The 26395-nt window shown below is 66.1% G+C and carries 26 protein-coding genes and 2 tRNA genes; 13 read left to right on the top strand and 15 right to left on the bottom strand.

Annotated elements, in window-relative coordinates:
- The 3 genes from H609_RS0109470 to H609_RS0109480 form a co-directional block, all read left to right on the top strand.
- The coding region (locus H609_RS0109470) for a hypothetical protein (RefSeq protein WP_028484830.1) at positions 1-994 on the top strand (994 nt) is incomplete at its 5' end.
- Positions 995-1204: 210 nt separating this feature from the next.
- Positions 1205-1447 (top strand): type II toxin-antitoxin system Phd/YefM family antitoxin, encoded by a 243-nt coding sequence (locus tag H609_RS0109475; protein ID WP_018877560.1) that lies wholly within the window; start codon positions 1205-1207, stop codon positions 1445-1447.
- A complete protein-coding gene (locus tag H609_RS0109480) occupies positions 1447-1869 on the top strand; it encodes a type II toxin-antitoxin system VapC family toxin (protein ID WP_018877561.1) in 423 nt (140 codons plus the stop codon). Before H609_RS0109475 ends, H609_RS0109480 begins: the two co-directional genes overlap by 1 nt.
- A 929-nt stretch (positions 1870-2798) precedes the next feature.
- Here the strand turns inward: H609_RS0109480 and H609_RS0109485 are convergent.
- The 7 genes from H609_RS0109485 to uvrC all read right to left on the bottom strand — a co-directional run bounded on the left by H609_RS0109485 (position 2799) and on the right by uvrC (position 11162).
- Positions 2799-5288: an EAL domain-containing protein gene (locus tag H609_RS0109485; RefSeq protein WP_028484831.1), complete on the bottom strand. Its 2490-nt coding sequence runs from the start codon at positions 5286-5288 to the stop codon at positions 2799-2801.
- Between the two features lie 200 nt (positions 5289-5488).
- The gene (locus H609_RS0109490; protein ID WP_018876414.1) at positions 5489-6583 is read right to left on the bottom strand and encodes a diguanylate cyclase; all 1095 of its coding nucleotides are present in this window, start codon (positions 6581-6583) and stop codon (positions 5489-5491) included.
- A 166-nt stretch (positions 6584-6749) separates the two neighbouring features.
- A tRNA-Cys gene (locus H609_RS0109495) sits at positions 6750-6823 on the bottom strand.
- Between the two features lie 91 nt (positions 6824-6914).
- Positions 6915-6990: transfer RNA gene (locus H609_RS0109500), tRNA-Gly, on the bottom strand.
- A 42-nt stretch (positions 6991-7032) separates the two neighbouring features.
- Positions 7033-8382: a sensor domain-containing diguanylate cyclase gene (locus H609_RS0109505; protein ID WP_028484832.1), complete on the bottom strand. Its 1350-nt coding sequence runs from the start codon at positions 8380-8382 to the stop codon at positions 7033-7035.
- Positions 8383-8523: 141 nt separating this feature from the next.
- Entirely contained in the window at positions 8524-9075 is a 552-nt protein-coding gene (gene pgsA / locus H609_RS0109510) for a CDP-diacylglycerol--glycerol-3-phosphate 3-phosphatidyltransferase (protein WP_018882611.1), read from the bottom strand.
- Positions 9076-9335: 260 nt separating this feature from the next.
- Positions 9336-11162 (bottom strand): excinuclease ABC subunit UvrC, encoded by a 1827-nt coding sequence (gene uvrC / locus H609_RS0109515; RefSeq protein ID WP_028484833.1) that lies wholly within the window; start codon positions 11160-11162, stop codon positions 9336-9338.
- Between the two features lie 136 nt (positions 11163-11298).
- On the opposite strand from uvrC, the gene H609_RS0109520 reads away from it, so the two are divergent.
- The gene (locus H609_RS0109520; protein ID WP_018866178.1) at positions 11299-11499 is read left to right on the top strand and encodes a DUF2281 domain-containing protein; all 201 of its coding nucleotides are present in this window, start codon (positions 11299-11301) and stop codon (positions 11497-11499) included.
- On the top strand, positions 11489-11821 hold the full coding sequence (locus tag H609_RS0109525) for a type II toxin-antitoxin system PemK/MazF family toxin (protein ID WP_028484834.1): 333 nt from the start codon (positions 11489-11491) through the stop codon (positions 11819-11821). Before H609_RS0109520 ends, H609_RS0109525 begins: the two co-directional genes overlap by 11 nt.
- Positions 11822-11993: 172 nt before the next feature.
- Here the strand turns inward: H609_RS0109525 and H609_RS0109530 are convergent, their stop codons facing one another.
- From H609_RS0109530 to H609_RS0109555, 6 genes are all read right to left on the bottom strand, one after another.
- Positions 11994-12635, bottom strand: coding sequence for a uracil-DNA glycosylase (locus H609_RS0109530; protein WP_028484835.1), 642 nt, complete (start codon positions 12633-12635; stop codon positions 11994-11996).
- Entirely contained in the window at positions 12625-13101 is a 477-nt protein-coding gene (locus tag H609_RS0109535; RefSeq protein ID WP_018880375.1) for a CYTH domain-containing protein, read from the bottom strand. The genes H609_RS0109530 and H609_RS0109535 overlap by 11 nt, the downstream gene beginning before the upstream one ends.
- Before the next feature lie 91 nt (positions 13102-13192).
- Positions 13193-14155 (bottom strand): beta-ketoacyl-ACP synthase III, encoded by a 963-nt coding sequence (locus H609_RS0109540; RefSeq protein ID WP_018866174.1) that lies wholly within the window; start codon positions 14153-14155, stop codon positions 13193-13195.
- Complete coding sequence (gene plsX, locus H609_RS0109545) at positions 14152-15180, bottom strand: phosphate acyltransferase PlsX (protein WP_018876408.1); 1029 nt, start codon at positions 15178-15180, stop codon at positions 14152-14154. The genes H609_RS0109540 and plsX overlap by 4 nt, the downstream gene beginning before the upstream one ends.
- A gap of 99 nt (positions 15181-15279) precedes the next feature.
- Positions 15280-15477, bottom strand: coding sequence for a 50S ribosomal protein L32 (gene rpmF / locus H609_RS0109550; protein WP_017942094.1), 198 nt, complete (start codon positions 15475-15477; stop codon positions 15280-15282).
- 109 nt (positions 15478-15586) lie between these two features.
- The gene (locus H609_RS0109555) at positions 15587-16111 is read right to left on the bottom strand and encodes a DUF177 domain-containing protein (RefSeq protein ID WP_018876407.1); all 525 of its coding nucleotides are present in this window, start codon (positions 16109-16111) and stop codon (positions 15587-15589) included.
- Positions 16112-16265: 154 nt separating this feature from the next.
- Here H609_RS0109555 and H609_RS0109560 point away from each other — a divergent pair, with 154 nt between their 5' ends.
- Genes H609_RS0109560 through H609_RS0109570 form a run of 3 tightly spaced genes read left to right on the top strand, consistent with a single transcriptional unit; the run spans position 16266 to position 20142 of the window.
- Complete coding sequence (locus H609_RS0109560; protein ID WP_018876406.1) at positions 16266-17684, top strand: acetyl-CoA carboxylase biotin carboxylase subunit; 1419 nt, start codon at positions 16266-16268, stop codon at positions 17682-17684.
- 33 nt (positions 17685-17717) lie between these two features.
- Positions 17718-19547, top strand: a complete 1830-nt coding sequence (gene oadA / locus H609_RS0109565; protein WP_028484836.1) for a sodium-extruding oxaloacetate decarboxylase subunit alpha — start codon at positions 17718-17720, stop codon at positions 19545-19547.
- The gene (locus H609_RS0109570; protein ID WP_019584362.1) at positions 19540-20142 is read left to right on the top strand and encodes a nucleoside triphosphate pyrophosphatase; all 603 of its coding nucleotides are present in this window, start codon (positions 19540-19542) and stop codon (positions 20140-20142) included. The genes oadA and H609_RS0109570 overlap by 8 nt, the downstream gene beginning before the upstream one ends.
- 21 nt (positions 20143-20163) lie before the next feature.
- On the opposite strand, the gene H609_RS0109575 is transcribed toward H609_RS0109570, so the two are convergent.
- The gene (locus tag H609_RS0109575) at positions 20164-20766 is read right to left on the bottom strand and encodes a bifunctional 2-polyprenyl-6-hydroxyphenol methylase/3-demethylubiquinol 3-O-methyltransferase UbiG (RefSeq protein ID WP_028484837.1); all 603 of its coding nucleotides are present in this window, start codon (positions 20764-20766) and stop codon (positions 20164-20166) included.
- 457 nt (positions 20767-21223) lie between these two features.
- Between H609_RS0109575 and H609_RS0109580 the strand changes: the two genes are divergently transcribed.
- From H609_RS0109580 to H609_RS0109590, 3 genes are all read left to right on the top strand, one after another.
- Positions 21224-22066 carry an ion transporter gene (locus H609_RS0109580; protein ID WP_018866167.1) on the top strand — a complete coding sequence of 281 codons (843 nt, stop codon included), beginning with the start codon at positions 21224-21226 and terminating at the stop codon, positions 22064-22066.
- Between the two features lie 92 nt (positions 22067-22158).
- Complete coding sequence (locus tag H609_RS0109585) at positions 22159-22386, top strand: type II toxin-antitoxin system Phd/YefM family antitoxin (RefSeq protein ID WP_017942101.1); 228 nt, start codon at positions 22159-22161, stop codon at positions 22384-22386.
- Positions 22373-22813: a type II toxin-antitoxin system VapC family toxin gene (locus H609_RS0109590; RefSeq protein WP_028484838.1), complete on the top strand. Its 441-nt coding sequence runs from the start codon at positions 22373-22375 to the stop codon at positions 22811-22813. Before H609_RS0109585 ends, H609_RS0109590 begins: the two co-directional genes overlap by 14 nt.
- A gap of 248 nt (positions 22814-23061) precedes the next feature.
- Here the strand turns inward: H609_RS0109590 and H609_RS0109595 are convergent, their stop codons facing one another.
- A complete protein-coding gene (locus tag H609_RS0109595) occupies positions 23062-24747 on the bottom strand; it encodes a 2-isopropylmalate synthase (protein WP_028484839.1) in 1686 nt (561 codons plus the stop codon).
- Positions 24748-24927: 180 nt separating this feature from the next.
- On the opposite strand from H609_RS0109595, the gene H609_RS0109600 reads away from it, so the two are divergent.
- Together H609_RS0109600 and lexA are read left to right on the top strand one after the other, a co-directional pair.
- Positions 24928-25419, top strand: coding sequence for an Lrp/AsnC family transcriptional regulator (locus H609_RS0109600; RefSeq protein ID WP_018866164.1), 492 nt, complete (start codon positions 24928-24930; stop codon positions 25417-25419).
- A gap of 358 nt (positions 25420-25777) precedes the next feature.
- Positions 25778-26395, top strand: coding sequence for a transcriptional repressor LexA (lexA, locus tag H609_RS0109605; RefSeq protein ID WP_028484840.1), 618 nt, complete (start codon positions 25778-25780; stop codon positions 26393-26395).

Raw genomic sequence — 26395 nt, forward strand, 5'->3', positions numbered from 1 at the left:
ACTCGCTTCGGTATTCGCCATCGACATCGCGGCCTACGCGGTGATGAGCAACCACTTTCACATCGTCGTCCGGGTGGACGACACGCGGGTCCAGGGCCTGGGGCGGGACGAAGTCCTGAGTCGATGGACTCAACTCTTTGCCGGACCGACCCTGGTGCAGCGGTATCTGGCGGATGCGGAACGGCTCGGTCAAGCGGAAATCGAGCTCGTGGACGCTTGGGCGGAGACATATCGCTCGCGTCTGGCTGATCTTTCGTGGTTCATGCGCGTGCTGAACGAGTCGATCGCACGGCAAGCCAACGCCGAAGACGGGGTGACAGGACGCTTCTGGGAAGGACGCTTCAAGAGCCAGGCGCTCCTCGACGAACAAGCTGTCCTGACCGCCATGGCCTACGTTGACCTCAACCCCATCCGGGCCGGGATCGCGGATACACCCGAGCGTTCGGATTACACATCGGTTGCCGAGAGGGCCGACCTGCTCCTCAGGTCGGCCATGGACGACGACCCGCAAACCTGCGGGTCACCGAAGATCGATGCAGCCGATTCAACGAAAGAGTGCATGAGACGCTCGTACCGAATCGCCAGGGCGGTCGGGCATCAGTGGCGTGCGGATCCACAGGATGCAGAATCCCTGAACCCCGAGTGGGCCCTGAATCGCCTGCCGGGTGCCCCGCTAATGCCATTCGATGCCACTGGCCGGACGGAACCGGCGGTGCCCTTTGGGTTCGAGGACTACCTGCAGCTCGTGGAGGCAACCGGCCGCGTGATCCGCGAAGACAAGCGCGGCTTCATTGATGGTGCAACCCCACCCTTGCTGGTACGTCTGGGAATCGACCCAGACCAGTTCATCCTCACCTCCAGCCGCTTGCTGCGGCAATTTGGCAGCGTGGTGGGGACACCGGGTCGCATCACGGCCCGGTGCGACGCGCGCCAGACCCGCTATCTGCGAGGCATCGGGGCCGCCCGCAAGCTCTTCCCCACTCGCGCTGCCTGACACCGTCGACCGCCATACAGATGCCAACGACCGGGATTCGCAGACGCTCTGCGCCATCAACATCCGCCGGGACACCCACATTGTTGGCTCAATTCGGCCCGAATGGAGATCGTAGCCTTGCTTCGGGACACGGACTTCGTCTCCGCCCATTACCGCTACGCTTCCCGGGAAGGTATGATATGACCATCTACATGGTCAGGAGAGTGCGGGATGTCCGAGCCAACGGTTAGCCTGGCGAATGCCAAAGCCCACCTGAGTGAGCTGGCGGAACGTGCTGCTGCAGGTGAATCCATTCTCATCACCAAGCGAGGCAAGGCCGTCGTACGCCTTTCCAGCGCCACCGCACCCAGGAAGCCGATCGATGCGAATGTGCTCCGTGCAGTCACGGATACCCAGCACAACAGTATCGATGAGACCTTCATCCGGCGTATGCGTGATGATGCTCGCTGCTGATGCGCTATCTGGATACCAGCGTCCTGGTGGCGGCCCTCACTCGCGAGCCCCGAACCGAGGATATGCAGAATTGGCTGGCGGCACAGGGCGCCGGTTCGCTGTGCATCAGTGACTGGGCGCTTATGGAGTTCTCCGCGGCCTTGTCCATGAAGGTTCGAATGGAGATCCTGACACCCCGGGAACGGGCGACCGTGCTTGGCGCATTTGCGGCGTTGCGGGAATCGTCACTCTCGACCCTGCCGATCTCGTCTATCGATTACCACACCGCTGCCCTCTTCGCCGACGATCATGCCTCCGGGTTGCGCGCGGGCGACGCACTTCACCTGGCCATTGCGTACAACCACGGCGTGGAACTTTGCTCCCTCGACAAGACGCTCGTGGCCGCTGCAGAACCCATGGGCGTTAATGCGACGCTGCTGTAGTTTGCCGAGAATTCAGTTCTGCGGGACATCCACTTTGGCGACCATTCGTTGGCGCGGTGGCACATCCACTTTTGCGCGATGTCATCCCGGCCGGAGCGAAGCCAGGCGCCGGGATCTCCCGCGTAGAGGCAGCCCCAATCATCGAGATCCCGGATAACCGCTTCGCGGTTTGCGGGATGACCGGTGGGTGGGTGCGCTCTCTCAGGACACGCACTTTGATGCTGCGTCCTTTGTTGCTGGGCCCAATTCGACCGCAGGACACTGGGCGGAAGTTTACTTTTGGTTCCCCAAGCACCGGCGCGCGGTCGGGTATCTTATTGCCAGAGGCTGGATTCGCTGATGCACCCGGCAGTTTGGGCAGGTCCGGCGCGGGCGGGGGCTTCGCCTGCAAGCAGGCTCCGACCGCCCATCGCTCGCGAACGCAGGACTCTAACGCGACCGTACGGGACAAGCGCTAGGATTACCGGAACGTCCACCGGACCCGGACGAACCTCGCGGACACCTCACCTGTTCTGCAGCACTACGGAAATGTCAGGATTGGGATCAAGAGTTACCGGGGCGTAGAACGAGAAAGGGCCGCCCCGTATTCCCTTCCTGGACGACCCTTTTGGGGCTTCCTTGCCCCGAGGCACAAGCTACCAGAACCGATGTGGATTTCCAGCCGCGTGGCGAACATTTCCATGAGCGGTCGATTTCGATCTCTTAGCGGTAGTTTTTGATGGAATATTTTTCCATTTCGCCGAAATCGCGGCAGCCACCCACGAGGGTCCAGCTACTCTCGATCGTGGGCCGTGGGTCGCCCCAGAGGGTCGGGGTGATGCTCACGCGGGCAGGGGCTTCGCGGCCGAGGCCGCTCCTACATGGCGTGGCGTTGCCGCTTCGGTCGGGCGGGCCAGGTGAAGCCTGTGGCTCGATGCGCAGTCCGCGCGTCAGGTCTGGAACAATTGGTCGGCGGGGGCGGGTCGGCCGAGGAGGTAGCCCTGGCCGGTGGCGCAGCCTTCGCGTAGCAGGAAGCTGCGCTGGGGTTCTTCCTCCACGCCTTCGGCGATCAGGTCCAGTTCCAGGGCGGCGGCCAGTGCGATGATGGCGCGGATGATGGATTCGTTGTGGCGGGAGTGGCCGATGTCGCGCACCAGGGACTGGTCGACCTTCAGGCGATGCAGCGGCAGGCGGCGCAGGTGCGCCAGGTTGGAGTAGCCGGAGCCGAAGTCGTCCATGGCCAGTCGGACCCCCAGGCTGTCCAGGCGGCGCAGGATCGCCAGGGCCCGTTCCGGGTCCTCCATGATCATGGTCTCGGTCAGTTCAACCTCGAGACGCTCCGGGGCGATGCCGTGGCGCTCGAGGGTCTCGCGCACGGTCGCAACCAGCGCCTCGTCATGGAGCTCGCGGGCCGAGAGGTTCACGGCCATCATGGGGATGTGTCGGCCCGCCGTGTCCCAGATGGCGAGCTGGCGACAGGCCGCTTCCAGCACCCAGCGGTCGATCGATACGATCAGCCCCGTCTCCTCCGCCAGCGGGATGAACTCCGCGGGGGATACCATGCCGCGGCGCGGATGGTTCCAGCGGACCAGGCTCTCCACCCCCACACACTCGCCACTGGCGAGGTCGAACTGGGGCTGGAAGTGGAGCACGAATTCCTCGTTGGCGATGGCCTGGCGCAGGTCGTTTTCCAGAAACAGTCGGTGCTCCGTCAGGGCGCCCATCTCCGGGGTGTAAGCGCACCAGCCGTCACCGCCACGGGCCCGCGCCGCCTGCATGGCCAGTTCGGCCGCGGTCAGCAGCTCCTCCCGGGTCTGGCCGTCGTCCGGGAAGCGGGCCACACCGGCGCTCACGGTGAGTACCAGGCTGCGCCCCGAGGTCTCGAAGGGGGCGCGCAGGGTATCCAGCAGGGTCTGCATGAAGGATTCCAGACCGTCGTGTTCCGGGGTCTCCGCAATCAGGCAGAATTCGTCCGCGCCGACGCGCGCGATGGTGTCCTGGGGTGTCAGCGTCTGGCCCAGGCGTTGCGCGATCCCCTGCAAGACGGTATCGCCCGCCGAGGTCCCCAGGGTCTCGTTGACGTTGCGGAAGCGGTCGAGGTCCAGCAGCACCACCCAGCGCGCCTCGCCATCGGCCATCGCGCGCTCCACCGTGTGCCCGAGGCGATCCTGCAGCAGCGTTCGGTTCGGCAGCCCGGTACGGGTATCGAAGTGCGAGATCTGGCGCAGCTGCTCCTTCTGCTCGATGCTGTCGGTCAGATCGGTCCAGGCGCCGACGATTTCCTGCTCGCCCCGACCGCTCGCGCCGGGGACCAGCCGCATCTCGTCGCGCACGTGGCGCAGCTTGCCCCAGCCATCAAACAGCCGGAATTCGCGCACCACCTCGCCGTCGGTCAGCAGCCGCTGATTCTCCTGCAGGGCACCGACCCGATCCTCGGGGTGCAGTTGCTGTTCCCACCAGCCGGGGCGCAGCGCGGCAGCCGGATCAACCCCGAACAGACGCTGAATGTTGGGACTCACCCACTGTGGCGTGAGATCCGAGGAGGCGAGCTGATAGATCACCGTCGGGCCGCTGTCGATCACATGCTCCAGCCGCTGGTTGGCGGCCGCCAGCTCCCGGGTACGTAGACGCACCTGCCAGCGCAACAGCAGTCCCGCGACCGCCAGGAGCAGCACCAGGCCCAGCGCGGAAAACAACGCCCAGCGGACCCAGCCCGGCAACCCGGGCGAATCATCCGCCAGCAGGGTCTCGGCAAGGGCCCGCTGGTAGGGCGAATCCGCCAGGGGCTTCCATTGCTCCAGATAGGCGTCGATCACGGCCAGGTCCTCGCCATGCCGCTCCGGCGTGGCCGCGTAATAAAGGCCCACCTGGCCGAAGGTGATGGGGGTCTCCACCAGGCCGAAGGCCCTGGCATGCTGGCGACCGTAGAAGTTGTTGCTGACCGCCGCGACAGCCTCGCCTTCCCCAACCGCCGCGAGGACCGCCGGCAGGCTGGTGAAGGTGACCAGTTCGTACTCGAGGTCCGGATCGCGCATCTGCTCCTGTCGCAGATGGCTTTCCTGCACGGAGCCTTCCAGTACGGCGAGCCGCCGCGAGCCAAGCGCTTCCAGGCTGCTGAAGCCGGATTGCGGGAAGGCGTACACCTGGCTCCAGCCCTGCACGACCGGGATCTGGTGAAAGTCGAGAAACTCGTCGCGCATCTCGGTCAGGGCCACGTCCGGCATTAGGTCCAGCCGGCCCTGGCGCAGATCCAGCAGGCACTGAGCCCACTCGCAGGGGATATACTCGATCTGCCAGTGTTCGCGTCGGGCAATGGAGTCCAGCAGGTGCACGAACAGACCACCGGCCTCGCCCTGCGCGTCCACGCTGACCTTGGGCGCGTTGTCGTACACGCCTACCCGCAGTTCCGCCTCGGCGAACGCCTGCCCGGCCGGCAGCATTGCGAGCAAGCACGCGGCCGCCGCCCCCACGAGGGCCGTCCATGGCCTACGACATTGCGCCGGTTTACGGGATCGAGTCAGACCGGCGCCCGGAGGCATTGCATACTCGTCCGACACGTTAATCGAACTCCCTGGGCGGTATAGCCTCCAGCATAGTGCCACGGCTTTGATCCTGCTGCGCGCCGGCACCGGAGTCGCGCCTATTCCACCAGCACGCGATCCCGGCCGGCTGCCTTGGCCGCGTACATCAGGTTGTCCGCGCGCCCCAGCACATCGTCCAGCGTATCCCCCGCGCGGAATACCGTGATCCCGAACGAACCGGTGACCGGTACTCCCGCAATCGGCTCGGAAGCCAGGGCCGCCCGGCAGCGCTCGGCCAGCTGCTGCGCCTCGTGTGCTGAGGTCTCCGGCGCCACGATCAGGAACTCCTCCCCGCCCCAGCGGGCGACGAAGTCCGGCTCGCGCAGGTTGGCCTCCAGTCGACGCGCCACACCCTCGATCACGGCATCGCCACAGGCGTGACCATGCGCGTCGTTCACGGCCTTGAAGTGGTCGATATCCATGCCGATCACCGCGACGGGATGCCCGTAACGCGCCACGGCCGCGGCCTGGCGGTCCAGAAAGGCCTCCGCGGCCCGGCGATTCGCAAGTCCGGTCAGGGGGTCGGTGCGCGCGGCCCGCGCCATGGCCTCGGACCGGACCAGGGCATCCTTCACCGTGTCACGCATCGAGGTGGCAATACTGGCCAGCACCAGCAGCACACCGAGGAACAGGTGCACCCGCAACAGATAGACCGCCGTCTCGGTGGCAAGCGTACCGTCCAGGGCCTCCCCGATTACCCCGGCGAGCGCGATGAGCGACGCAACGATCAGGATGGCCAACCCAGCGCGCAGACCCGCGCGGTGATCCAGCATCACGAACGCCGCGAGGATCACGATACCCACCGCCCAGTAATGCCCGCCGGCCAGGACCAGAAGACGGTCGTCCAGGGAACCCCCCGCATGAAAATGCCAGGCCAGCCGCGAGAGGACGATCGCGGCAACAAGAGCCAGCATCCAGGGCTCCAGCCGCGCGAGCCAGTCGGGCCGGCGCCAAAGGGTCAACCACAGGCCCGCCAGCAGTGCGGCAAAGAGCGGATAGAGGTACGCCAGGAACGGATCACCGGGACCGCGGATCGACCAGCTCAGCAGGAAGATCGCCACCCCGCCCGCCAGCGCCACCAGGTATACGAGGCGCTTGCGGGCCTGCAGTTGTGCCGCTTCGGCATGAGCACCGCCGCTGGATGGATCGTCCATCGCCTGATCCCCGATCGGGCGGACGGACCGCCGCTGATGAATGGCTCCCGGGCCGACCCTCGCGCACGCCCCGGGGTGCCCCGAGCATGCCGGGCGTCATCACGCGGGACAATCCCGACCACGCAAAAGGCCGCCCGGGGGCGGCCTTTTGCAGCTACTGCAATGATGGAGGCTGGGGTCGGAATCGAACCGGCGTACACGGATTTGCAGTCCGCTGCATAACCACTCTGCCACCCAGCCTGTATCGGGTGGGTTCCGGTCCGCGAACGCACGGGCATCTGCGCGGGCCGAAACAGAAAACCCCGGCGGAACCGGGGTTTCAGGAATCTGTTGGAGCGGGAAACGAGATTCGAACTCGCGACCCCAACCTTGGCAAGGTTGTGCTCTACCAGCTGAGCTATTCCCGCTCTTCGTTATCGGCGCGTATTCTACCGCAGATTCCCGGCAGGTCAATACCCGCGGTAGCCGATCGCCCCGGCGCCATGCACCGCGCGGTCAAACACCACCACCTGGTTGCGTCCGGCATTCTTCGCGACATACATCGCGGCATCCGCTGCCCGCGACAAGCCCGGTCCGTCGGCCGCATCCAGCGGAAACAGCGCAATCCCGATGCTGCAGGAGATCCGCACCTCGACGCCGTCGCAGTCGAACGGTTCGGCCAGGGCCGCCCGAATCTTCTCGCCAATCACGGCGGCCTGTGCCCGGCTCTCCTGCGCCGACTGGAAGCGCGGCAGCATCACCACGAACTCGTCCCCCGCAATGCGCGCAGCCACGTCGCTTTCGCGTATCGCACCCGCCAGACGCTGAGCCACCGCACGCAACAGGAGATCCCCAACCGCGTGGCCATACTGATCATTCACCGGCTTGAATTCGTCGAGGTCGACGAACATCAGGGCTACCGGCTGCCCGCCGCGGCGAGCCCCTGTCAGTTCGTGATCAAGGATCTGGTAAAAAAGAGTGCGATTTGGCAAGTCCGTGAGCGGGTCGTAATGAGCCAGTCTCTGCATCTGCTCCTCGGTTACCTTGCGATCAGTGATGTCACGCGCAATACCGAGGAACTCCGTCACGCGACCCTCCTCGTCCAGCACCGGCGACACGTTGCTAGTGTGCCAGCGGTAATGCCCATCCTGATGACGGATTCGATACTCGATGCCCGAGGCTTTCTGCCCCGTACGGGCGATTCCCTCGAGAAAGGCGTAGCAGGCCGGAAGATCCTCCGGCGCGACGTACTCATCAATGGCGTGGTCGATGGCATCGCTGATCGGGTACCCCAGGTTTTCGGTCCAGTTGGGCGATACGTAGCTCAGCACGCCATCGGGGCGTAGCGAGTAGATGACGTCGCTGGCCGTCTCCACGAAGGCGCGAAACTTCGCCTCGCTCTGACGCAGCGAAGCCTCCAGTTGCTTGCGCTCGGTCACCTCGGTGGCAAAGCCGGTCCAGACCACGGAGCCATCGTCGAGGCGCCGTGCGGTGTCGTAGGCGGACAGCCACATCTCGCCGCCCCCGCGACACCGCATGCGGAACTCCATGCTCGCGTGCGCCCCATGTTCCTCGGTGGCTATCGTGGATCGCACCACTCGCTCGCGGTCGTCCGGATGGATGCATTCCAGTAGCGGCGCGCCGTCAACCTTCAGTGACTCTCGGTCCACGCAGAACCAGTGCTCCGCCAGCTCGCCAACGTAGGGATAGGACAAACGCCCGTCCGGCCCCCTGCGCAGCTGGTAGACGAAGCCGGGAAGCAGCCCCTGAAGCGCCTCCAGCGTCTGGATGTTGTCGAGGTCTAGCTGGGGGCCGGGCATAGGCGCTCCCGCGGGCGACACGTGGTCGATCATCGCAGTGTATCGCCAAACCCCGGCGCGGCGGAACGCACCGGGTCGCCCGGTGGGCGCCGCTAGTCGCGTGGCGTCAGGGACGCCGACTAGAAGGGATTGCGCCGCGTGTCAGTTGCTTCGCGCGGCAGCCAGCATGTACTGGATCATCGAGACCAGCGTGAGCGCCGCGGCCAGATACAGCAACCACTCGCCGATCACGAAGGTGGGGAGCCCGGCGATCGGCTCCGCCCACAGCAGCAGGAAGATCGCGACCATCTGGGCCGTGGTCTTCACCTTGCCCACCCAGGACACCGCCACCTTGGCGCTGCCGCCGATCTCCGCCATCCACTCGCGCAGCGCGGAGATCGCGATCTCGCGCCCGATGATCACGATCGCGGCCAGTGCCAGGCCCAGCCCCGGGTTGTGATCGACCACCAGCACCAGCGCCGCGGCCACGATCAGCTTGTCCGCGACCGGGTCCAGGAAGGCGCCGAACCGGCTGGTCACCTTCCAGCGCCGGGCCAGATAGCCATCCAGCCAGTCGGTCAGCCCCGCCAGGGCGAAGATGATGGCGGCCAGGACGCCGCCCAGCGGCATCGCCAGGCCGTAGAACGCGGCCACCAGCAAGGGGATCATTACGATCCGCGACCAGGTCAGCCAGGTGGGCAGTTGGGGGAACATGGCAGTAGCTTAAGGAAACACTGATTAATGTGCACGCTCGCGCGCGAGTCGCTTTTGCGTGCGTTTAATGCGCAGTGACCGCCGTGCAGTCATTCTGCACAAGCGAACCGCAACGCCGGAGCCCCTTCGGGGTTGGCACCCCAGGTTCCCCGATCCTGCGTTGCGGCACTTGCCGCTAGAACCACTACCGGCTGCGCACCGCACCTTGACTCGGAAAACCTGAGGTGCCAACGCAAGCGTGCACATTAATCAGTGTTTCCTTAACTCTCGTGAAACTGGTCGTAGATCGACTGCGCGAGGCGTCGATGGATCCCCGGCACCTTGGTCAGCTCCTCGACCCCGGCCCGGCTGACGCCCCGCAGGCCGCCGAAGTGCTTCAGCAGCGCGCTGCGCCGCTTCGGCCCCAGCCCCGGAATGGCCTCCAGGGTCGATTCCTTGCGCGCCTTCGCGCGGCGGGCGCGGTGTCCGGTGATCGCAAACCGATGGGCCTCGTCGCGGATCTGCTGGATCAGATGCAGCGCGCCGGAATGCGCGGGGAGTATAGAGGGCGCCTCTACCCCGCTCAATATCAGGGTTTCCATCCCCGGCTTGCGCTCCTCGCCCTTGGCCACGCCCACCACCTTGATGTGGTCCAGCCCAAGATCCGCGAGCACATTCAGCGCCTGCGTCACCTGGCCCTTGCCGCCATCGATGAACAGGATATCCGGTTCCTGGCCCTCGCCCTTCTTCAGCCGTGCGAAACGCCGGCTGAGCGCCTGATGCATGGCCGCATAGTCGTCGCCCGGCTCGATCCCCTCGATATTGAAGCGGCGGTAGTCCGACTTGATCGGCCCCTCCGGCCCGAACACCACGCAGGAGGCCACGGTGCCTTCGCCCCCGGTGTGCGAGATATCGAAGCACTCCATGCGCCGAGGTGCCTCCTCCAGCCCCAGCTCGGCGGTCAGGGCATCCAGCCGCGCGGTCTGCCCGGCCCGGCTGGCGATGCGGGTCTTCAGCGCCAGCTCGGCGTTGCGCCGCGCCATGTCCAGCCAGCGGGCCCGCTCGCCGCGCAGCGACCACGCCAGCGCGACCTTCCCGCCACGACGTTCCGCCAGAAAGGCCTCCAGTGCCTCCGCACCCTGCGGCTCGTGCGAAAGCAGGATGCGCGCCGGAGGCTCGCGTTCCGCGTAGTACTGCGCCAGCACCGCGGCCATGATCTCGTCCGTATCCGTGGCCTCGGGCACGTTGGGGAACAGCTCGCTGTTGCCGAGATTCTGGCCATTGCGCACGAAGAAGATCTCCACCGCGCAGGCCCCCGCCTCCTGCGCCAGCGCGAATACGTCGGCATCGCCCTCGCCGCCGGAGACGAACTGCTGCTCGGAGATCTGGCGCAACCGCGCGATCTGGTCGCGCAGGCGCGCCGCGTGCTCGAAATCCAGGCGCGCGGAGGCCGCCTCCATGCGCTCCATCAATTCCGCGACCACCGCCTCGCTCTTGCCCTCGAGGAACTTGACCGAAGCCTCCACGTCGCGGGCGTAGTCCTCCGGCTCGATGTAGCCGACACAGGGGGCGGTGCAGCGCCCGATCTGGTATTGCAGGCAGGGGCGGGAACGATGCGCGAACACGCTGTCCTCGCACTGGCGCACCTGGAACAGCTTCTGCAGCAGCGCCAGGCTCTCGCGCACGGCTCCGGCCGAGGGGTACGGCCCGAAGTAGCGAACGCCCTTCTTGCGCGCACCGCGGTGGAACCCGAGCCGGGGATACTCCTGGCTGGACACGTAGATGTAGGGGTAGCTCTTGTCGTCCCGCAGCAGCACGTTATAGCGCGGCCGGTGGCGCTTGATCAGGTTGGCCTCCAGCAGCAGGGCCTCGGCCTCGGTGTGCGTGACCGCCACACGGATATCCGCGATCTGCCGCACCATCGAGCGGATGCGCGGGCCGCGGTCATCGCTGCCACGGAAATAGCTCGCCACCCGACTCTTCAGGTTGCGCGCCTTGCCGACATACAGCACCGCCCCCGACGCATCCAGCATCTGGTACACGCCGGGGGACTGCGTCAGCGACTGCAGAAAGGCCTTGTGATCGAATCCGGTCTCGGGGGTACTCATGATCGCATCAGGATACCGGAACTGCCCCCTCGCCCGGCATAGGCCTCGTGCGCGACCGATCCTGTTCGGGATATCCTTCAAGCCAATCTCTAATGTCACTCCGCCAGCCGAGGCGGCGCACCAAGAGGGTCGAACCATGGACATCGCCGATCAGATCTATGAAGAGGTTAAGCGCCTGCCCGAACCCCTTTCGCGCGAAGTGCTGGATTTCATTGGTTATCTGGAATCCAAGCACGGATTGAGTGACACGCCCGGCGAAGACATCAAGAAAGCCCAGGAAACTGCTCTCGGATCGATATGGGAAAACCCCGAGGACGAGGTCTGGGATGACCGCTGAGCCGGGAGCTATCGTTGCCATCCCCTTTCCCTTTTCGGACCTGACCACTCGAAAACGCCGGCCTGTTCTCGTCCTCTCCGAGATCGATCAATTCGGCGATTTCGCTGCGCTCGCCGTCACTTCGTCGCCAAACCAGACTCATGCAATAGAAGTGAACCCGAACATGTTGCTGGAGGGTTCACTTCCCAAGACCAGCTGGGTTCGCTACGACAAGATATTCACGCTCAGTAGCCGTTTGATCACTCATCAATACGCGAAGCTCAACGCACAAACCGTTGATGAGATCCGGGCGCATTTCTGCCGCCATTTCCATTGCCCGTAGGCGGGGAGCTCGGCCCTGCCCGTAAACTGACCGATTGCCACCGACCCTGCGGGGCCTCGCAATGACAGGGGAAGCACAGCGTCATCGCGAGCGCCGCAGGCGCGTGGCGATCCGGGTGGCCACCCCGGACACAGGCCCTGAGGGCACCGGGCAGACCTTCCGGGCCGGAAGGCTAACCGAGGTGGCTGCGGATACGAGCGAACAGCTCGTTGAACATCGCCGGGGTCAGGCGGCGGGTCTGCGTGTTGTAGCGCGAGCAGTGGTAGGAGTCGACCAGGCGGGTGTGCGCGTCCAGCGCGTGCTCGGCACCGTGGCCAAAGCGCAGGCTGGACAGCGGCAGGCCCTTGGCCCGGAGGATGGCATCGTGCGCGATCTTGCCCAGCGCCAGGATCACCCGCGGCTGCATGGCCGTCATCTCGGCCGCGAGGAAGCCGTTACAGGTACGGATTTCCTCCGTGGTGGGCTTGTTCTGCGGCGGCAGGCATTTGACCGCGTTAGTGATGCGGCAGTCGATCAGCTCCAGGCCATCGTCCGCCCTGGTACTCTCCGGCGCGCTGGCGAAGCCGTGCTCGTGCAGCGTCTCGTACAGCAGGACGCCCGCGTAGTCGCCGGTGAACGGGCGCCCGGTGGCATTGGCGCCATGCATCCCGGGCGCCAGGCCGACGATCAGCAGCCGCGCATCCAACGGCCCGAACGAGGGCACCGGGGCGGCATGATAGTCGGCATGCTTGTCGCGAACCTCCTCGAGGAAGGCCGCCAGGCGCGGACAGGCGCGGCAGTCCGCGCGAAAGATCGCGCCCGGTTCAGGAGGCATCCGACCACTCGCGGTAGGGGTTCCGGGCCAATTCGGTGTTGTAGTAGCGCGGGTCGTGCGAGACCTCGTCGCCCAGCCACTCGGGACGCGGGAACTCGGCATCGCTGCTCGGGAGCTCCAGTTCCGCGACGATCAGCCCGGCGTTGGCGCCTTCGAACACGTCGATCTCGTACTCCCAGCCCTGGACGTCCACCCAGTACCGGGTCTTTTCCACCTGCGGTCCGGCAAGGGTATCCAGCAGGCGATGCGCCTCGTCCACCGGGATGTCGTACTGGTATTCGTCGCGCTCCACGCCGAGGGTCGCGCTCTTGATGTTGAGGTTGGCCCCCTCCTCATCCACCCGCACGCGGATGGAGGCGCGATCGTTGCCACACAGGTAGCCCTGGCGCATGTACTGCGAGCGCACCACGCCTTCGCGCCAGGCATCACTGGCCAGCAGGAACTTGCGTTCGATCTCGCGCCCCATGTCGTCGACTCCCGTCTTGCGGCGAACCGCCGGGTGAATCCTGTGGGAGCCTGCCTGCAGGCGAAGCCCCCGCCCAAGCCTGATGCGTGCGCTACATCCGGATCAGCGCGGAACCCCAGGTGAAGCCGCCGCCGAAGGCCTCGGTCAGGATCAGGTCGCCCCGCTTGATGCGGCCATCGCGCACGGCGGTGTCCAGCGCCAGCGGGATCGAGGCGGCCGAGGTATTGCCGTGGCGGTCCACCGTGACCACCACGTTGTCCATGGACATGTTCAGCTTCTTCGCGGTCGCCTGGATGATGCGGATATTCGCCTGATGCGGCACCAGCCAGTCCAGTTCGGACTTGTCGATGCCGTTGTATTCCAGAGTCTCGTCAACGATCTGGTCCAGTGTGTTCACCGCGACCCGGAAGACCGCGCGGCCCTCCATGCGGATGAATTCCAGATCGGGATTGTCATTCGGCTGGGAGACGCCACCCGGGACCTCCAGCAGGCCCTTGTGATGGCCGTCGGCATGCAGGTGGGTGGAGATAATGCCCGGGTCGGGGGAGCGCGACAGGACCACGGCCCCCGCGCCATCACCCCACAGGATGCAGTTGCCTCGATCGGTGTAGTCGGTGATGCGCGAAAGCGTCTCGGCCCCGACCACCAGCACATGGCGAATCTCGTCGCTCTGCATGAAGCGGTCGGCGGTCGCCAGCGCGTACACAAAACCGCTGCACACCGCCTGGATGTCGAACGCCGGGCAGCCGCCCACGCCCAGCTTGGCCTGCAGGATGCATGCCGTGCTGGGGAAGATCTGGTCGGGAGTCGTGGTCGCCACCAGGATCAGGTCGAGATCGGCGGCCCGAATGCCGGCGGCATCCAGCGCCCGTTCCGCGGCCTTCAGCGCCAGGTCCGAGGTGACCTCGTTCTCCGCCACGATGTGGCGCTCGCGGATGCCGGTGCGTTCGCGGATCCAGGCATCCGAGGTGTCGACCATCGCCTCCAGTTCCGCGTTGGTCAGGATGCGCTCGGGCAGGTAGCTGCCGGTGCCGCTGATACGTGCGTGCTTCACTCGCTGTTCTCCTGCCCGAGGAGCTGGCCCAGCTGCTTGTCGATCCGCCGCGAGATGTTCGCCTCGGCCTCGATGCGAGCGATGCGGATCGCATGCTCGAAGGCGAGTTCGTCGGCACTTCCGTGACTCTTGATGACCACGCCCTGCAGGCCCAGCAGCGAGGCCCCGTTGTAGCGGCGGTGGTCGAAGCGATGACGCAGCCGCCGCAGTACCGGCAGGGCGAACAGTCCGGCCAGGCGCGAATACAGCGAGGCGCGGAATTCCGCCTTCATGTTCGAGGAGATCATCCGGGCCACGCCCTCGCTGGTTTTCAGCGCGACATTGCCCACGAACCCGTCGCAGACGACCACGTCCACATCGCCGCAGTAGACATCGTTGCCCTCGACAAAGCCAATGTAGTTCAGGCTGGATTCTTCCAGCATACGCCCGGCCTCGCGCACCCGGTCGTTGCCCTTGATCGCCTCGGAGCCGATGTTGAGCAGGCCCACGCGCGGGGCCTCCAGGCCATCCACGGCGTTCGCCAGCACCGAGCCCATCACCGCGAACTGGTACAGATGCGCGGCCTCGACATCCACATTCGCGCCCAGATCGAGCATGTGGGTGTGCCCTTCCATCGACGGCAATGCCGTGGCAATGGCCGGGCGGTCGATACCGGGAAGGGTCTTCAGCACATAGCGGGCAGTGGCCATCAGCCCACCGGTGTTGCCGGCGGAGACACAGGCCTGGGCCGCGCCGTTCTTGACCTGGTCGATGGCCACGCGCATGGAGGAGTCGCGCTTGGTGCGCAACGCCACGGCCGGCAGTTCCTCCATGCCCACGACCTGACTGGCGTGCACGATGTCGACGCGCTCGCGTTCACTGGCCGACCAGCCTGAGAGGCCCGATTCGATGGTGTCCTGGTCGCCCACCAGCAGCAGGCGGAAGTCATCCGCCACCTTGAGTGCGCGACGCGCCGCTGGCAGTACGACGGGGGCGCCGTGGTCACCGCCCATCACGTCCAGTGCGATGGTGAAGCTGGCAGTCATGCTCGAGTCCGACGACCGGCCGGGACAGAGCCGGATTCAAACGCGGAAAGGCCACGGTGCAAGCGCAGCCGTGGCCCCGGGACGGTCATTACCCGGACCTTAATCTTCGTCTTCGTCGACTTCGACGTCCTGCTGGATCACCTGGCGACCGCGATAGAAGCCATCGGGGGTCACGTGGTGACGACGATGGATCTCGCCGGTCGTCGGATCGGTGGACAGGGTGGCGCCCGTCAGCCCGTCATGGGAGCGGCGCATGTCACGCTTGGAACGGGTCTTGCGGCGTTGCTGAACAGCCATGATGCATCTCCAGATTGATCAGATTCCCGTGGCGACGGGAGTGAGCCCGGTATCAAAACGGGCGCAAGTATAACGGTTCGGCGGGGGCAATGCCCCGACCGCGTTCGCTTCACGGGTCGTCCCGGTCCGGGCCGCCCCCCTTTTTCAGTTGTTCCAGCACGGCAAACGGGTTCTCGCCGCGTTCGCCCTCGGTGAACTCGGGCGCCGCAGCCGGCTCGCAATCCGCGTGGCGCGGAACCAGCGGCCACGCCAGCAGGATCTCTTCCTCGATCCAGGCCGCGGGGCGCAACAGGCCGTCGGCCTCGAGTTCGACAAAATCGTCATCCTCGCTCATGCCGGCCGGCGTGCCCTCCGCCGGCAGCAGCACCGCATCCGCCTCCAGACGGAATTCCCACGCCAGCGGCTGCAGGCAGCGCTGGCAGGTCTGCCACAGCTCGCCGCTGATCACCCCGCTCAGACGCATCTCGTCCAGTGTCCCGCGTTCCAGCAGGAACTTCGCGTGCACCCGCAGCGGGTGTCCCGGCAACGCGTCGGCGCGCAGTCGCGGCAGGTCTTCGGGACGCAGGTCGCCCTCGAATTCGAGGTGCCGGGCACGCGGTTGCCACGGGTCCAGAGAGACGGGGATACGACTCATAACAAACTCTTGGGAAAACCGTTCGGGCCTCCCCGGAACGAGGGCGCGGAATATACGCGCGCGCGGGCGATCTGTCAAAGGGAAACAGAAACTTGCAGCCACCCCGAACGACGTCGATACTCGAGAAGTCATCGACCTGTCCGGGGCCTTCCGTTTGATTCGCAAGCTGCTCATTGCCAACCGGGGCGAGATCGCCGTGCGCCTGATCCGGGCCTGCAGCGAACTGGGCATCATCTCGGTCGCCGTGTACACGGACGCCGACCGCCACGCCCTGCATGTAAAGAAGGCGGACGAGGCCTACGCCATCGGCCCCGACTCCATGGGCGGGTATCTCAGTATTCACCGGCTGATCAGCGTCGCGCGCGCCGCCAGCTGCGACGCCATCCACCCGGGCTATGGCTTCCTCTCGGAGAACCCCGACTTCGCCGCCGCCTGCGCCGCGCGTAACCTGATCTGGGTCGGCCCGGACGCCACGGTCATCCGCCGCATGGGCGACAAGGTCGCCGCACGCCGGGCGATGATCGAGGCCGGTGTGCCGGTCACGCCCGGCTCCGAGGGCAACCTGGAGGACGTCGCGGCCGCGCTCGAGGTCGCCGAGCGCATCGGCTACCCGGTCATGCTGAAGGCCACCTCCGGCGGCGGCGGACGCGGGATCCGCCTGTGCGAGGATGCGCGCGCCCTGGAGCACAACTTCGAACGCGTGCGCTCGGAGGCCACCCGCGCCTTTGGCAGCACCGAGATCTTCCTGGAGAGGGCCGTGGTCAATCCGCGGCATATCGAGGTGCAGATCCTGGGCGATACCCACGGCCAGGCGATCCACCTGTTCGAGCGCGACTGCTCGGTCCAGCGGCGCCACCAGAAGCTGGTGGAGATCGCGCCCTCGCCGCAGTTGACCGACGCCCAGCGCGACCATCTGGGCGAGCTCGCCGTGCGGGCCGCGAAGGCCGTCGGCTATCAGAACGCGGGGACCGTCGAGTTCCTGATGGACTCGAACGATTCCTTTTATTTCATGGAGATGAACACCCGTCTTCAGGTAGAACATCCGGTAACCGAGATGATCACCGGGGTGGACATCGTGCAGGAGCAGCTGCGCATCGCCGCCGGCGAACCCCTGCGCTATGCCCAGTCCGACATCACCCGGCGCGGCTACGCGATGGAGTTCCGCATCAACGCGGAGGATCCGAAGAACGACTTCCTGCCGAGCTTCGGCCGCATCACCCGCTACTTCGCCCCGGGAGGACCCGGCGTGCGCACCGACGGGGCGATCTACACGGGCTACACCATCCCGCCGCATTACGACTCGATGTGCGCCAAGCTGATCTGCTGGGCCCTGGAGTGGGATGATCTGCTGGCGCGCGCCAACCGTGCGCTACGCGATATGGGCGTATTCGGCGTCAAGACGACCATCCCCTTCCACCTGGCGATCGTCGACCACCCGGTGTTCCGCAGCGGCCACTTCGACACCGGATTTGTCGCGGCGCACCCCGAGCTCACGCACTTCCCCGGCAAGCGCTCGGATCGCCAGCTCGCGGTGGCCGTCGCGGCCGCCCTCGCCGCTCACCACGGGTTGTAGACCCCAGCCCGCCGCACGGACACCGGAATGACCATGGATCGAGTTCACATCACCGATGTCACCCTGCGCGATGGCCACCAGAGCCTGATCGCCACGCGCATGCGCACCGAGGACATGCTGCCGATCTGCGAGCAGATGGACGCCATTGGCTTCCACTCGCTGGAGGTCTGGGGCGGCGCGACCTTCGATGCCTGCGTGCGCTTCTTGAAGGAAGACCCCTGGGAGCGCCTGCATCAGCTGAAGGCCGCGCTGCCGAACACCCCGCTACAGATGCTGCTGCGCGGCCAGAACCTGCTGGGCTACCGCCATTACGCCGACGACGTGGTCCGCGCCTTCGTCGAGCGCTCGGTCGCCGGCGGCATCGACATCATCCGCATCTTCGACGCGATGAACGACGCCCGGAACCTGCGCACCGCGATCGAGGCCACCCGCGAGGCCGGCGGCCATGCCCAGGGCACACTTTGCTACACCACTGGCCCGGTGCATTCGGCCACACAATTCGTTGCCCTGGGGCGCGAACTGGTCGCCATGGGCGCACAGAGCATCGCAATCAAGGACATGGCCGGGCTGCTCACGCCAACCGCCACCCGCGAGCTGGTCACCGAGCTGGTGGATGCCCTGGACGTGCCGGTCCACCTGCATGCCCACGCCACCTCCGGTCTGTCCGAGCTGTGCCACTGGCAGGCCATCGAGGCCGGTTGCCGGCATATCGAGACCGCGATCTCCGCCTTCGCCGGCGGTACCAGCCACCCGCCGACCGAGAGCATGGTCGCCGCGCTGGCCGGTACCGGGCACGACACCAGGCTGGACCTCGTCGCGCTACAGCGGATCGGGATGTACTTCCACGAGGTGCGCAAGAAGTACCAGCGCTTCGAGAGCGAATACACCGGCATCGACACCCGCGTCCAGGTCAACCAGGTGCCCGGCGGGATGATCTCCAACCTGGCCAACCAGCTGCGCGACCAGAACGCGCTGGATCGCTTCGACGCGGTGCTGGAGGAGATCCCGCGGGTGCGCGAGGATCTCGGCTACCCGCCCCTGGTGACGCCCACCTCGCAGATCGTCGGGACGCAGGCGGTGATGAACGTGCTGGCCGGCGAGCGCTACAAGACCATCACCAACGAGGTGAAGCAGTACCTGACCGGGCACTACGGCCGAGCACCCGGCCCGATCAACGCCGTGGTGCGGCAACAGGCCATCGGCAACGCCGAGGTCATCGACGGCCGCCCGGCCGACCTCCTTCCCCCGGAGATGGACTCGCTGGCCGCCGAGATCGGCGACCTGGCCCGCGGGCCGGAGGACGTGCTGACCTTCGCCCTGTTCCCCGAGGTGGGGCGCCAGTTCCTGCAACAGCGCCACGACGGCACGCTCGAGCCGGAACCGCTGAACCTCCCGGAGAACACCCAGGCGGGCTGTCCGGCCCCGGTGGAGTTCAACGTGACCTTCCACGGCGAGACCTACCACATCCAGGTGACCGGCTCCGGCCATCACCGGGAGGACACCCGCCCGATGTACGTGACGGTCGACGGCATGCCGGAAGAGGTCCAGATCGAGACCCTGGATACCATCGAGACCGCCAGCGGCAATGCCACGCCGAGCAGCGGTGGGGGCCGCAAGAAGTCGCGGCGCGCGACACGCCCCGGCGACGTCACCACGTCGATGCCCGGTACCATCATCGACGTCCTGGTGGCCGAGGGCGACCGCGTGGAGGCCGGGCAGCCGGTGCTGGTGCTGGAGGCCATGAAGATGGAATCCGAGATCGCCGCCCCCGTGTCCGGCACCGTCACTGCGGTGAACATCGCCAAGGGCGCGGCCGCCAATCCCGACGATGCGCTGATCGAAATCGACAACGCCGATGACTGAGACCGCGCGCAAACTGGTCCTCGCCTCCACCTCGCCCTACCGCGCCGAACTGCTCGGGCGTCTGCGCCTGCCGTTCGAGACCGCCCGCCCGGAGGTGGACGAGACCCCCCGGCCTCACGAGCGTCCCGACGCCATGGTGACCCGCCTCGCCGAGGCCAAGGCCCGCGCCGTGGCCGATGCCTATCCCGACCACCTGGTGATCGGCTCCGACCAGAACGCCAGCCACGCCGACAGCATCCTCGGCAAGCCGGGCGACACAGGCCGCGCGGAGGCTCAGCTCGCGGCCCTGTCGGGCAAGACGGTGACCTTCCACACGGGCCTTTGCCTGCTGGATACCGCCAGCGGGCAGGCGCGGACCGGCGAAGTCCCGTTTACCGTGACCTTTCGCGAACTGACCCCGGAGGAGATCCACCACTACGTGGCACTCGAGCAGCCGCTGGACTGCGCCGGCAGCTTCAAGTCGGAAGGGCTGGGCATCAGCCTGTTCGCGCGCATGCAAGGCGACGACCCGACCGCGCTGGTCGGCCTGCCGCTGATCACCCTCGGCGAGTGGCTGCGCGAGGCGGGCATCGCCGTCCCGCCCCGGCCCGCCTGAACCGGCCGCGCGCCCCGGGGCCTATCCCCAGTCCTGCCTTGGCTTATGCCCCAGGATCTGCACGACGGCACCGCGCCCAGTGTGGAACTGCCCCTCGAGCACGTCGCGTTCGCGCTCCACGGCTTCCTCGAATTCGAGCCCGTCCAGCTCCTCGACCAGCGCGTCCCGCGTCATCATCAGTTCGGCCGTAGGCGGCCCGCCCGTCCCCCATTCCAGCTGCGCCGGGGTGTAGGCCTCGAGGATGAACACCCCGCCGGGTCGCAGCCCGGCAACCACCCCGGCATGCAGACGACGCCGGATCGGCGGCGGCACATGGCAGAAGATGGAGGTAATCAGATCCCAGGAATCCGGCTCGATCGCGTAATCCGCGAGATCCGCCACCAGGGTGTCAATCTGTACGCCGCGGTCCTCTGCCAGGCGCTGGGCCTTCTGCAGGCCAACGGCGGAGCTGTCCACCGCCAGCACCTCGAAGCCCTGCTGCGCCAGGAAGACGGCGTTGCGGCCTTCTCCCTCGCCCAGGCACAGGGCCTTCCCAGGTGGCACGTTGGCCACCGCGGTACGCAGGAAATCATTCGGCTCGGTGCCGTAGACGTACTCATCCGCCGCGTAGCGCGCGTCCCACATTCATCGTCTCCTCACGGTTGCAGCCAGGGTCCATCGGTCCACGCGTTTTACCACGCGCGGGGCAGAGACACAGGCTCCTGGGGAAACACTGATTAATGCACGCGCTCGCGCTCGAGTCGCTTTTGCGTGCGAACAAGGCGCGGTGACTGCCGTGCAGTCATTCTGCACAAGGGAACCGAAACGCCGTGCGCGCGCCCGTTTTTGATCAACAACGGGCGGCCGAGCCCCGACTTTCACTAGCTTGTGGGGGTTGGCACCCCAGGTTCCCCGATCCTGCGTTGCGCCGCTTGCGCGGTAGAACCGCTACCCGCTGCGCGACGCGCCTTGTCTCGGAAAACCTGGGGTGCCAACGCGAGCGGGTGCATTAATCAGTGTTTCCCTAGCGGGCGCGATTGCCGGAATGCGGCCTTTACCCTACTCTTGCGCCTCCCCGAGCACTGCGACGACTCCCGACACCATGAGCGAGACCCCCACGCTGCGCACGCGCCTGGAAGGCTTCATCGAGGCCCGGCTGACCCAGCGCTTCATCATCGGCCTGATCCTGCTGAACGCCCTGACCCTGGGGCTCGAGACCTCGGATACCGTGATGGGTTGGATGGGGCCGGTCATCCTGGCCGCGGACGCGATCATCCTGTCGCTCTTCACCGCCGAGGTGCTGGCCAAGCTGTTCGTCTACCGCCTGGCTTTCTGGCGCAACCCGTGGAACGTGTTCGACTTCTTCGTGGTGGGGATCGCGCTGATCCCCGCCTCCGGGCCATTCTCGGTGCTGCGCGTGCTGCGTCTGCTGCGCCTGGTGTCCATGGTGCCGAAGCTGCGCTTCATCGTGGAGGCGCTGCTACGGGCCATCCCCGGCATCGTCTCCATCATCGGACTGCTGCTACTGATCTTCTACGTGTTCGCGATCATCGCCACCGGATTGTTCAGCGAATCCTTTCCGCAGAAATTCGGCACCCTCGGCGCCACCATGTACAGCCTGTTCCAGGTAATGACGCTGGAGGGCTGGTCCGAGGATATCGCCCGCCCGGTGATGGAGGTCTACCCCTGGGCCTGGATATTCTTCGTGCCGTTCATCCTGATCGCCACGTTCACCGTGCTGAACCTGTTCATCGCGATCATCGTGGACGCCATGCAGCGCATGCATGATCGCGCGATGGAGATCGAACAGCAGATGATCCACGACAGCGTGCACGAGGAGAACCAGGCCCTGCACGCGGAGATCCACGAGATCCAGCAGGAAACCGCCAAGCTGCAGGAACGCCTGATCCGCATGCAGAACATGCTGGAGAAGCGGGTGAAGTAAGCGCCATTGCGTGCCCCAATGGGCCCCCGTCATTGCCGGACGCACAGCCTCGTGCTTCAATATCAGAAAATGAAGCACACCTGAGGGGCGCCATGAAAGAGCTCAACGTCCGCGAGATGCGGGCCTCCATTGGGCACCTGGACGAAATCGTACAGGCGTCCGGCGAAATCACCATCACCCGTCACGGAAAACCCATTGCACGCGTCCTGCCCGTGCGTCGCGGGCGTCAGCGTCCCGACCACCACGAGCTTCGCCAGCGCACCGCGCAACTGATTCCCTCGGAGACCCTCCTCAGGGAAGAGCGCGATGAGCGCGGATGAACGGTGCTACCTCGACACCAGTGCCCTGGCCAAGTGGTACCTGAACGAACCGGGCTCCGAGGCCTTTGTCGACTACCTGCAAAAAGTCGACGTCGCCATCATCAGTCGGCTGGTGGCCACGGAACTGCGGTCCCTGCTCGCACGGCGCCGGCGTATGGGCGAACTGACGCAGGAGCTGGAAACGATCATCTTCGCCACCTTCCAGGACGACATCTCCAGTGCCTCGTTACAGCTCTATCCCTTCGATGATTCACTCTTCGAGGAAGCGACCAACCTGATCACCCGCTACCCCGAACACCCACTGCGGACACTGGACGCACTGCACATCGCAACCGCGCGGCATCACGAGGTTCCAGTCATCGCCACCGCAGACAACGTGCTGGCGGACGCGGCTTCATCGATGGGCCTGACCGTTCGTCGATTCTGACGCCTCCGGCACCCGACGCGCCGGAGAAGCGGGTAAAGCAAAGAGCCCGGGACGGAACCCGGCTGCGGCGCTCCGGCGCGGGCAGGGGCTTCGCCGCCAAGGCGGCTCCTACAAGACCACATCCCACCCCGGTAGGAGCCTGCTTGCAGGCGAAGCCCCTGCCAAAGCCAGCCCCACCCCAACGACCGGTGCCTGCGTGGCCCTCAACGCCCCCCTGCGCGCCCACAGCCGTACAGGAGGCCGCGGGATCAGGCGTTAACGGCGGCCGGTTCGGTGGCGCGTTCGCCCAGGCGGCGGCCGGTGGCGTTCAGCACGGCCTGCAGCGTGGCAGCGGTCGTGTCCTCGCCCAGAGCGACGCCGACCGAGCGTTCGCCGTCCACCTGCACGTCCACCGCGGCCATGGCCCGCGCCTCGGTGCCGGACTCCATCGCATGCTCATCGAAGTGGCTGACCTTCACCTCCACTCCGCGCTCGGCCTGCATCGCGGCGGTCAGGGCCTCGACCGCGCCATGACCCTCGCCCTGCAGGCGCGACTCGCGCCCGGGCGGGCCCATGGTCGCGTCCAGGCGCACCACCGGGCCTTCCTTCTCGATCTCGTAGCGCACCAGGTCCCAGCCGGCGACCGGGGTCAGGTAATGCTGCTCGAACAACTCGTGGATGCGCCTGGATGACACCTCGATCTGCGAGGTCTCGGCGTCCTTCTGCACGATGCGGGCGAATTCGATCGCCAGCCAGCGCGGCACCTCGATGCCGTAGTCGCGCTCCAGCACATGCGCCACGCCGCCCTTGCCGGACTGGCTGTTGATACGCACGACCTCCTCGTAGCGCCGCCCCAGGTCGCCCGGATCGATCGGCAGATAGGGCACGTTCCAGTGGCCACTCTGCTCCTTGTAGTGCGCCAGCCCCTTGCGGATTGCGTCCTGGTGGCTGCCGGAAAACGCGGTGTAGACCAGCTCGCCCGCCCACGGGTGACGCGGGTGGATGGGCATGTCGGTGCACTCCTTGTACACCTCCATCAGCCGTTCCATGTCCGACAGATCGATGGTCGGGTCGATACCCTGCGAGTACAGATTCATGCCGACGGTAACCAGGTCCATGTTGCCGGTGCGCTCGCCATTACCGAACAGCGTGCCCTCCAGGCGGTCGGCCCCGGCCAGCAGGCCCAGCTCGGCCGCGGCCACGCCGGTGCCCCGGTCGTTGTGCGTATGCAGCGACACGCAGAAATGCTCGCGGTACTGCACGTGGTCGCAGAACCACTCGACCTGGTCGGCGAACACGTTCGGCGTGGCGGATTCGACCGTTGCCGGCAGGTTGATCACGACCTTCTGGCCCTGGTCCGGGCGCCAGATCGCGTTCACCGCATCGACCACCTCGACCGCGTAGTCCAGCTCGGTGGTGGAGAAGCTCTCCGGCGAGTACTGGAAGATCCAGTCCGTCTGCGGATACTTCGCCGCGTAGTCGCGCACCCAGCGCGCGCCGTTCTCGGCGATGCCGCGGATACCGGCACGGTCCATGCGGAACACCTGCTCGCGCTGCGCCGGGTTGGTGGAGTTGTACACGTGCACCACCGCGCGCGGTGCGCCCTCCAGCGCCGCGAAGGTCTTCTGGATCAGATCCTCGCGCGCCTGCGTCAGCACCTGGATATACACGCCCTCGGGGATGCGGTCTTCGTCGATCAGGCGGCGGGTGAAGTCGTAGTCGATCTGCGAGGCAGAGGGGAACCCGATCTCGATCTCCGTCAGGCCGATATCCACCAGCACCTCGAAGAAGCGCATCTTCTGCTCGACGCTCATCGGGTGCACCAGCGCCTGGTTGCCGTCGCGCAGGTCCACCGCGCAGAAACGCGGCGCAACCGTGGTGCGCTTCGCCGGCCAGCGGCGATCCGCCTTGTCGATCGGCGGGAACGGGGCATATTTGGTGTGATCGAAGGCCATGGTGCGCATCTCCTGTAAGGGCGCGGCCCGGGCCGTACAATCGGCCGCCGCGCTGAGGATTTCTGTCTGTGCATTATCCTAACGCATTCATCCGGGCATAACCTTGCGTTTTTCCCTATCAAGGCCTTAGGAGGGATCTATCATTGCGCATTAATGCTCAATATGCGCAATAATCCACCTATGAAACCGCAACCGCACTCACTGGACCGCTATGACCGCCGCATCCTCGAGATCCTGCAGGAGGACGCGAGCCTGTCGAACCAGGCGCTGGCCGAACGCGTCGGACTCAGCCCCTCCCCGTGCCTGCGCCGCGTCCGCGCGCTCGAACAGGCCGGTATCCTGCTGCGCCGCGTGGCGCTGCTGGACCGGCGCCGCCTGGGCCTGGAACTGACCGCCCTGATCCACATCGGCATGGACCGCCACACCCCGGAACGCTTCGCGCATTTCGAGGAGACCGTGGCCGGCTACCCCGAGGTCCAGCACTGCTACCTGATCACCGGCCAGTCCGCCGACTACATGCTGCAGGTCGTGGTCCCCGACATGGACGCCTACCAGGACTTCCTGCTGCGGCGCATCACCCGCCTCGAGGGCGTGGACAGCGTGCACTCCAGCTTCGTCCTGCGCCGCGTCGTCGACCGCACCGCCCTACCCCTCGACTACACCCCCACCTGAAACGTCTTAAAACCCAGGGCAAATTCACCACGAAGCCCACGAAGGCACGAAGAATTCAAGGGCGATTCACAGGAAGGCTGGAAGGTTAGAAGGCTTTGATGGTGAAGCGTGATGGCAAGCAGACATATGGGGAGCGCTGACTGAATCGTACGCCCCTAAAGTGGCCGCTTCCCAGCATTGCCCTGGTAGCGCCCGTCATGGCCCCTCTATCTTCCAGCCTTCTCTTCTTCCTGTAGACCGTTTTTGACCTGGATCTTGACCTTCTTCGTGCCTTCGTGGGCTTCGTGGTGAATCCGCCCTTGCCCTGCGGCGAGCCCTCCGGATACTGTATATATAGACAGATACCGGAGGGCGCCTTGTGTCGCTTACTGAACGCCAGCAGGCCATCCTCGACTACATCACCGAGACCGTCGCCAACCAGGGCACGGCACCGACCCGCAGCGAGATCGCCCGGGCCTTCGGCTTTCGCTCACCCTACGCGGCCGAGTGCCACCTGAAGGCGCTGGCAAAAAAGGGCGCCATCGAACTGCTGGGCGGCACCTCCCGCGGCATCCGCCTGCCGCGCGCCGCCCGTGGCGCACCGGCCGAACTGCCCCTGGTCGGGCGCGTCGCCGCCGGCTCGCCGATCCTCGCCACCGAACACATCGAGCGCCACTACCGGGTCGACGACGCCCTGTTCCGTGCCCACCCCGACTACCTCCTGCGCGTGCATGGCGAGAGCATGCGCGACGCCGGCATTCTCGACGGCGACCTGCTGGCCGTGCGCCAGACTCCGGAGGCCCGGCCCGGTCAGATCGTGGTCGCCCGCATCGAGGACGAGGTCACCGTAAAGCGCTTCGCGCAGGACGGCTCGAAGGTCCGCCTGCTCCCGGAGAACCCCGACTTCGCCCCCATCGAGATCGACCTGGAGCGCCAGGAACTGGCCATCGAGGGGGTCGGCGTGGGCGTTCTGCGCGATCTCGACCCCCAGGCCTGA

It is taken from the genome of Thioalkalivibrio sp. ALE17 (assembly GCF_000425605.1).
Lineage (GTDB): Bacteria > Pseudomonadota > Gammaproteobacteria > Ectothiorhodospirales > Ectothiorhodospiraceae > Thioalkalivibrio.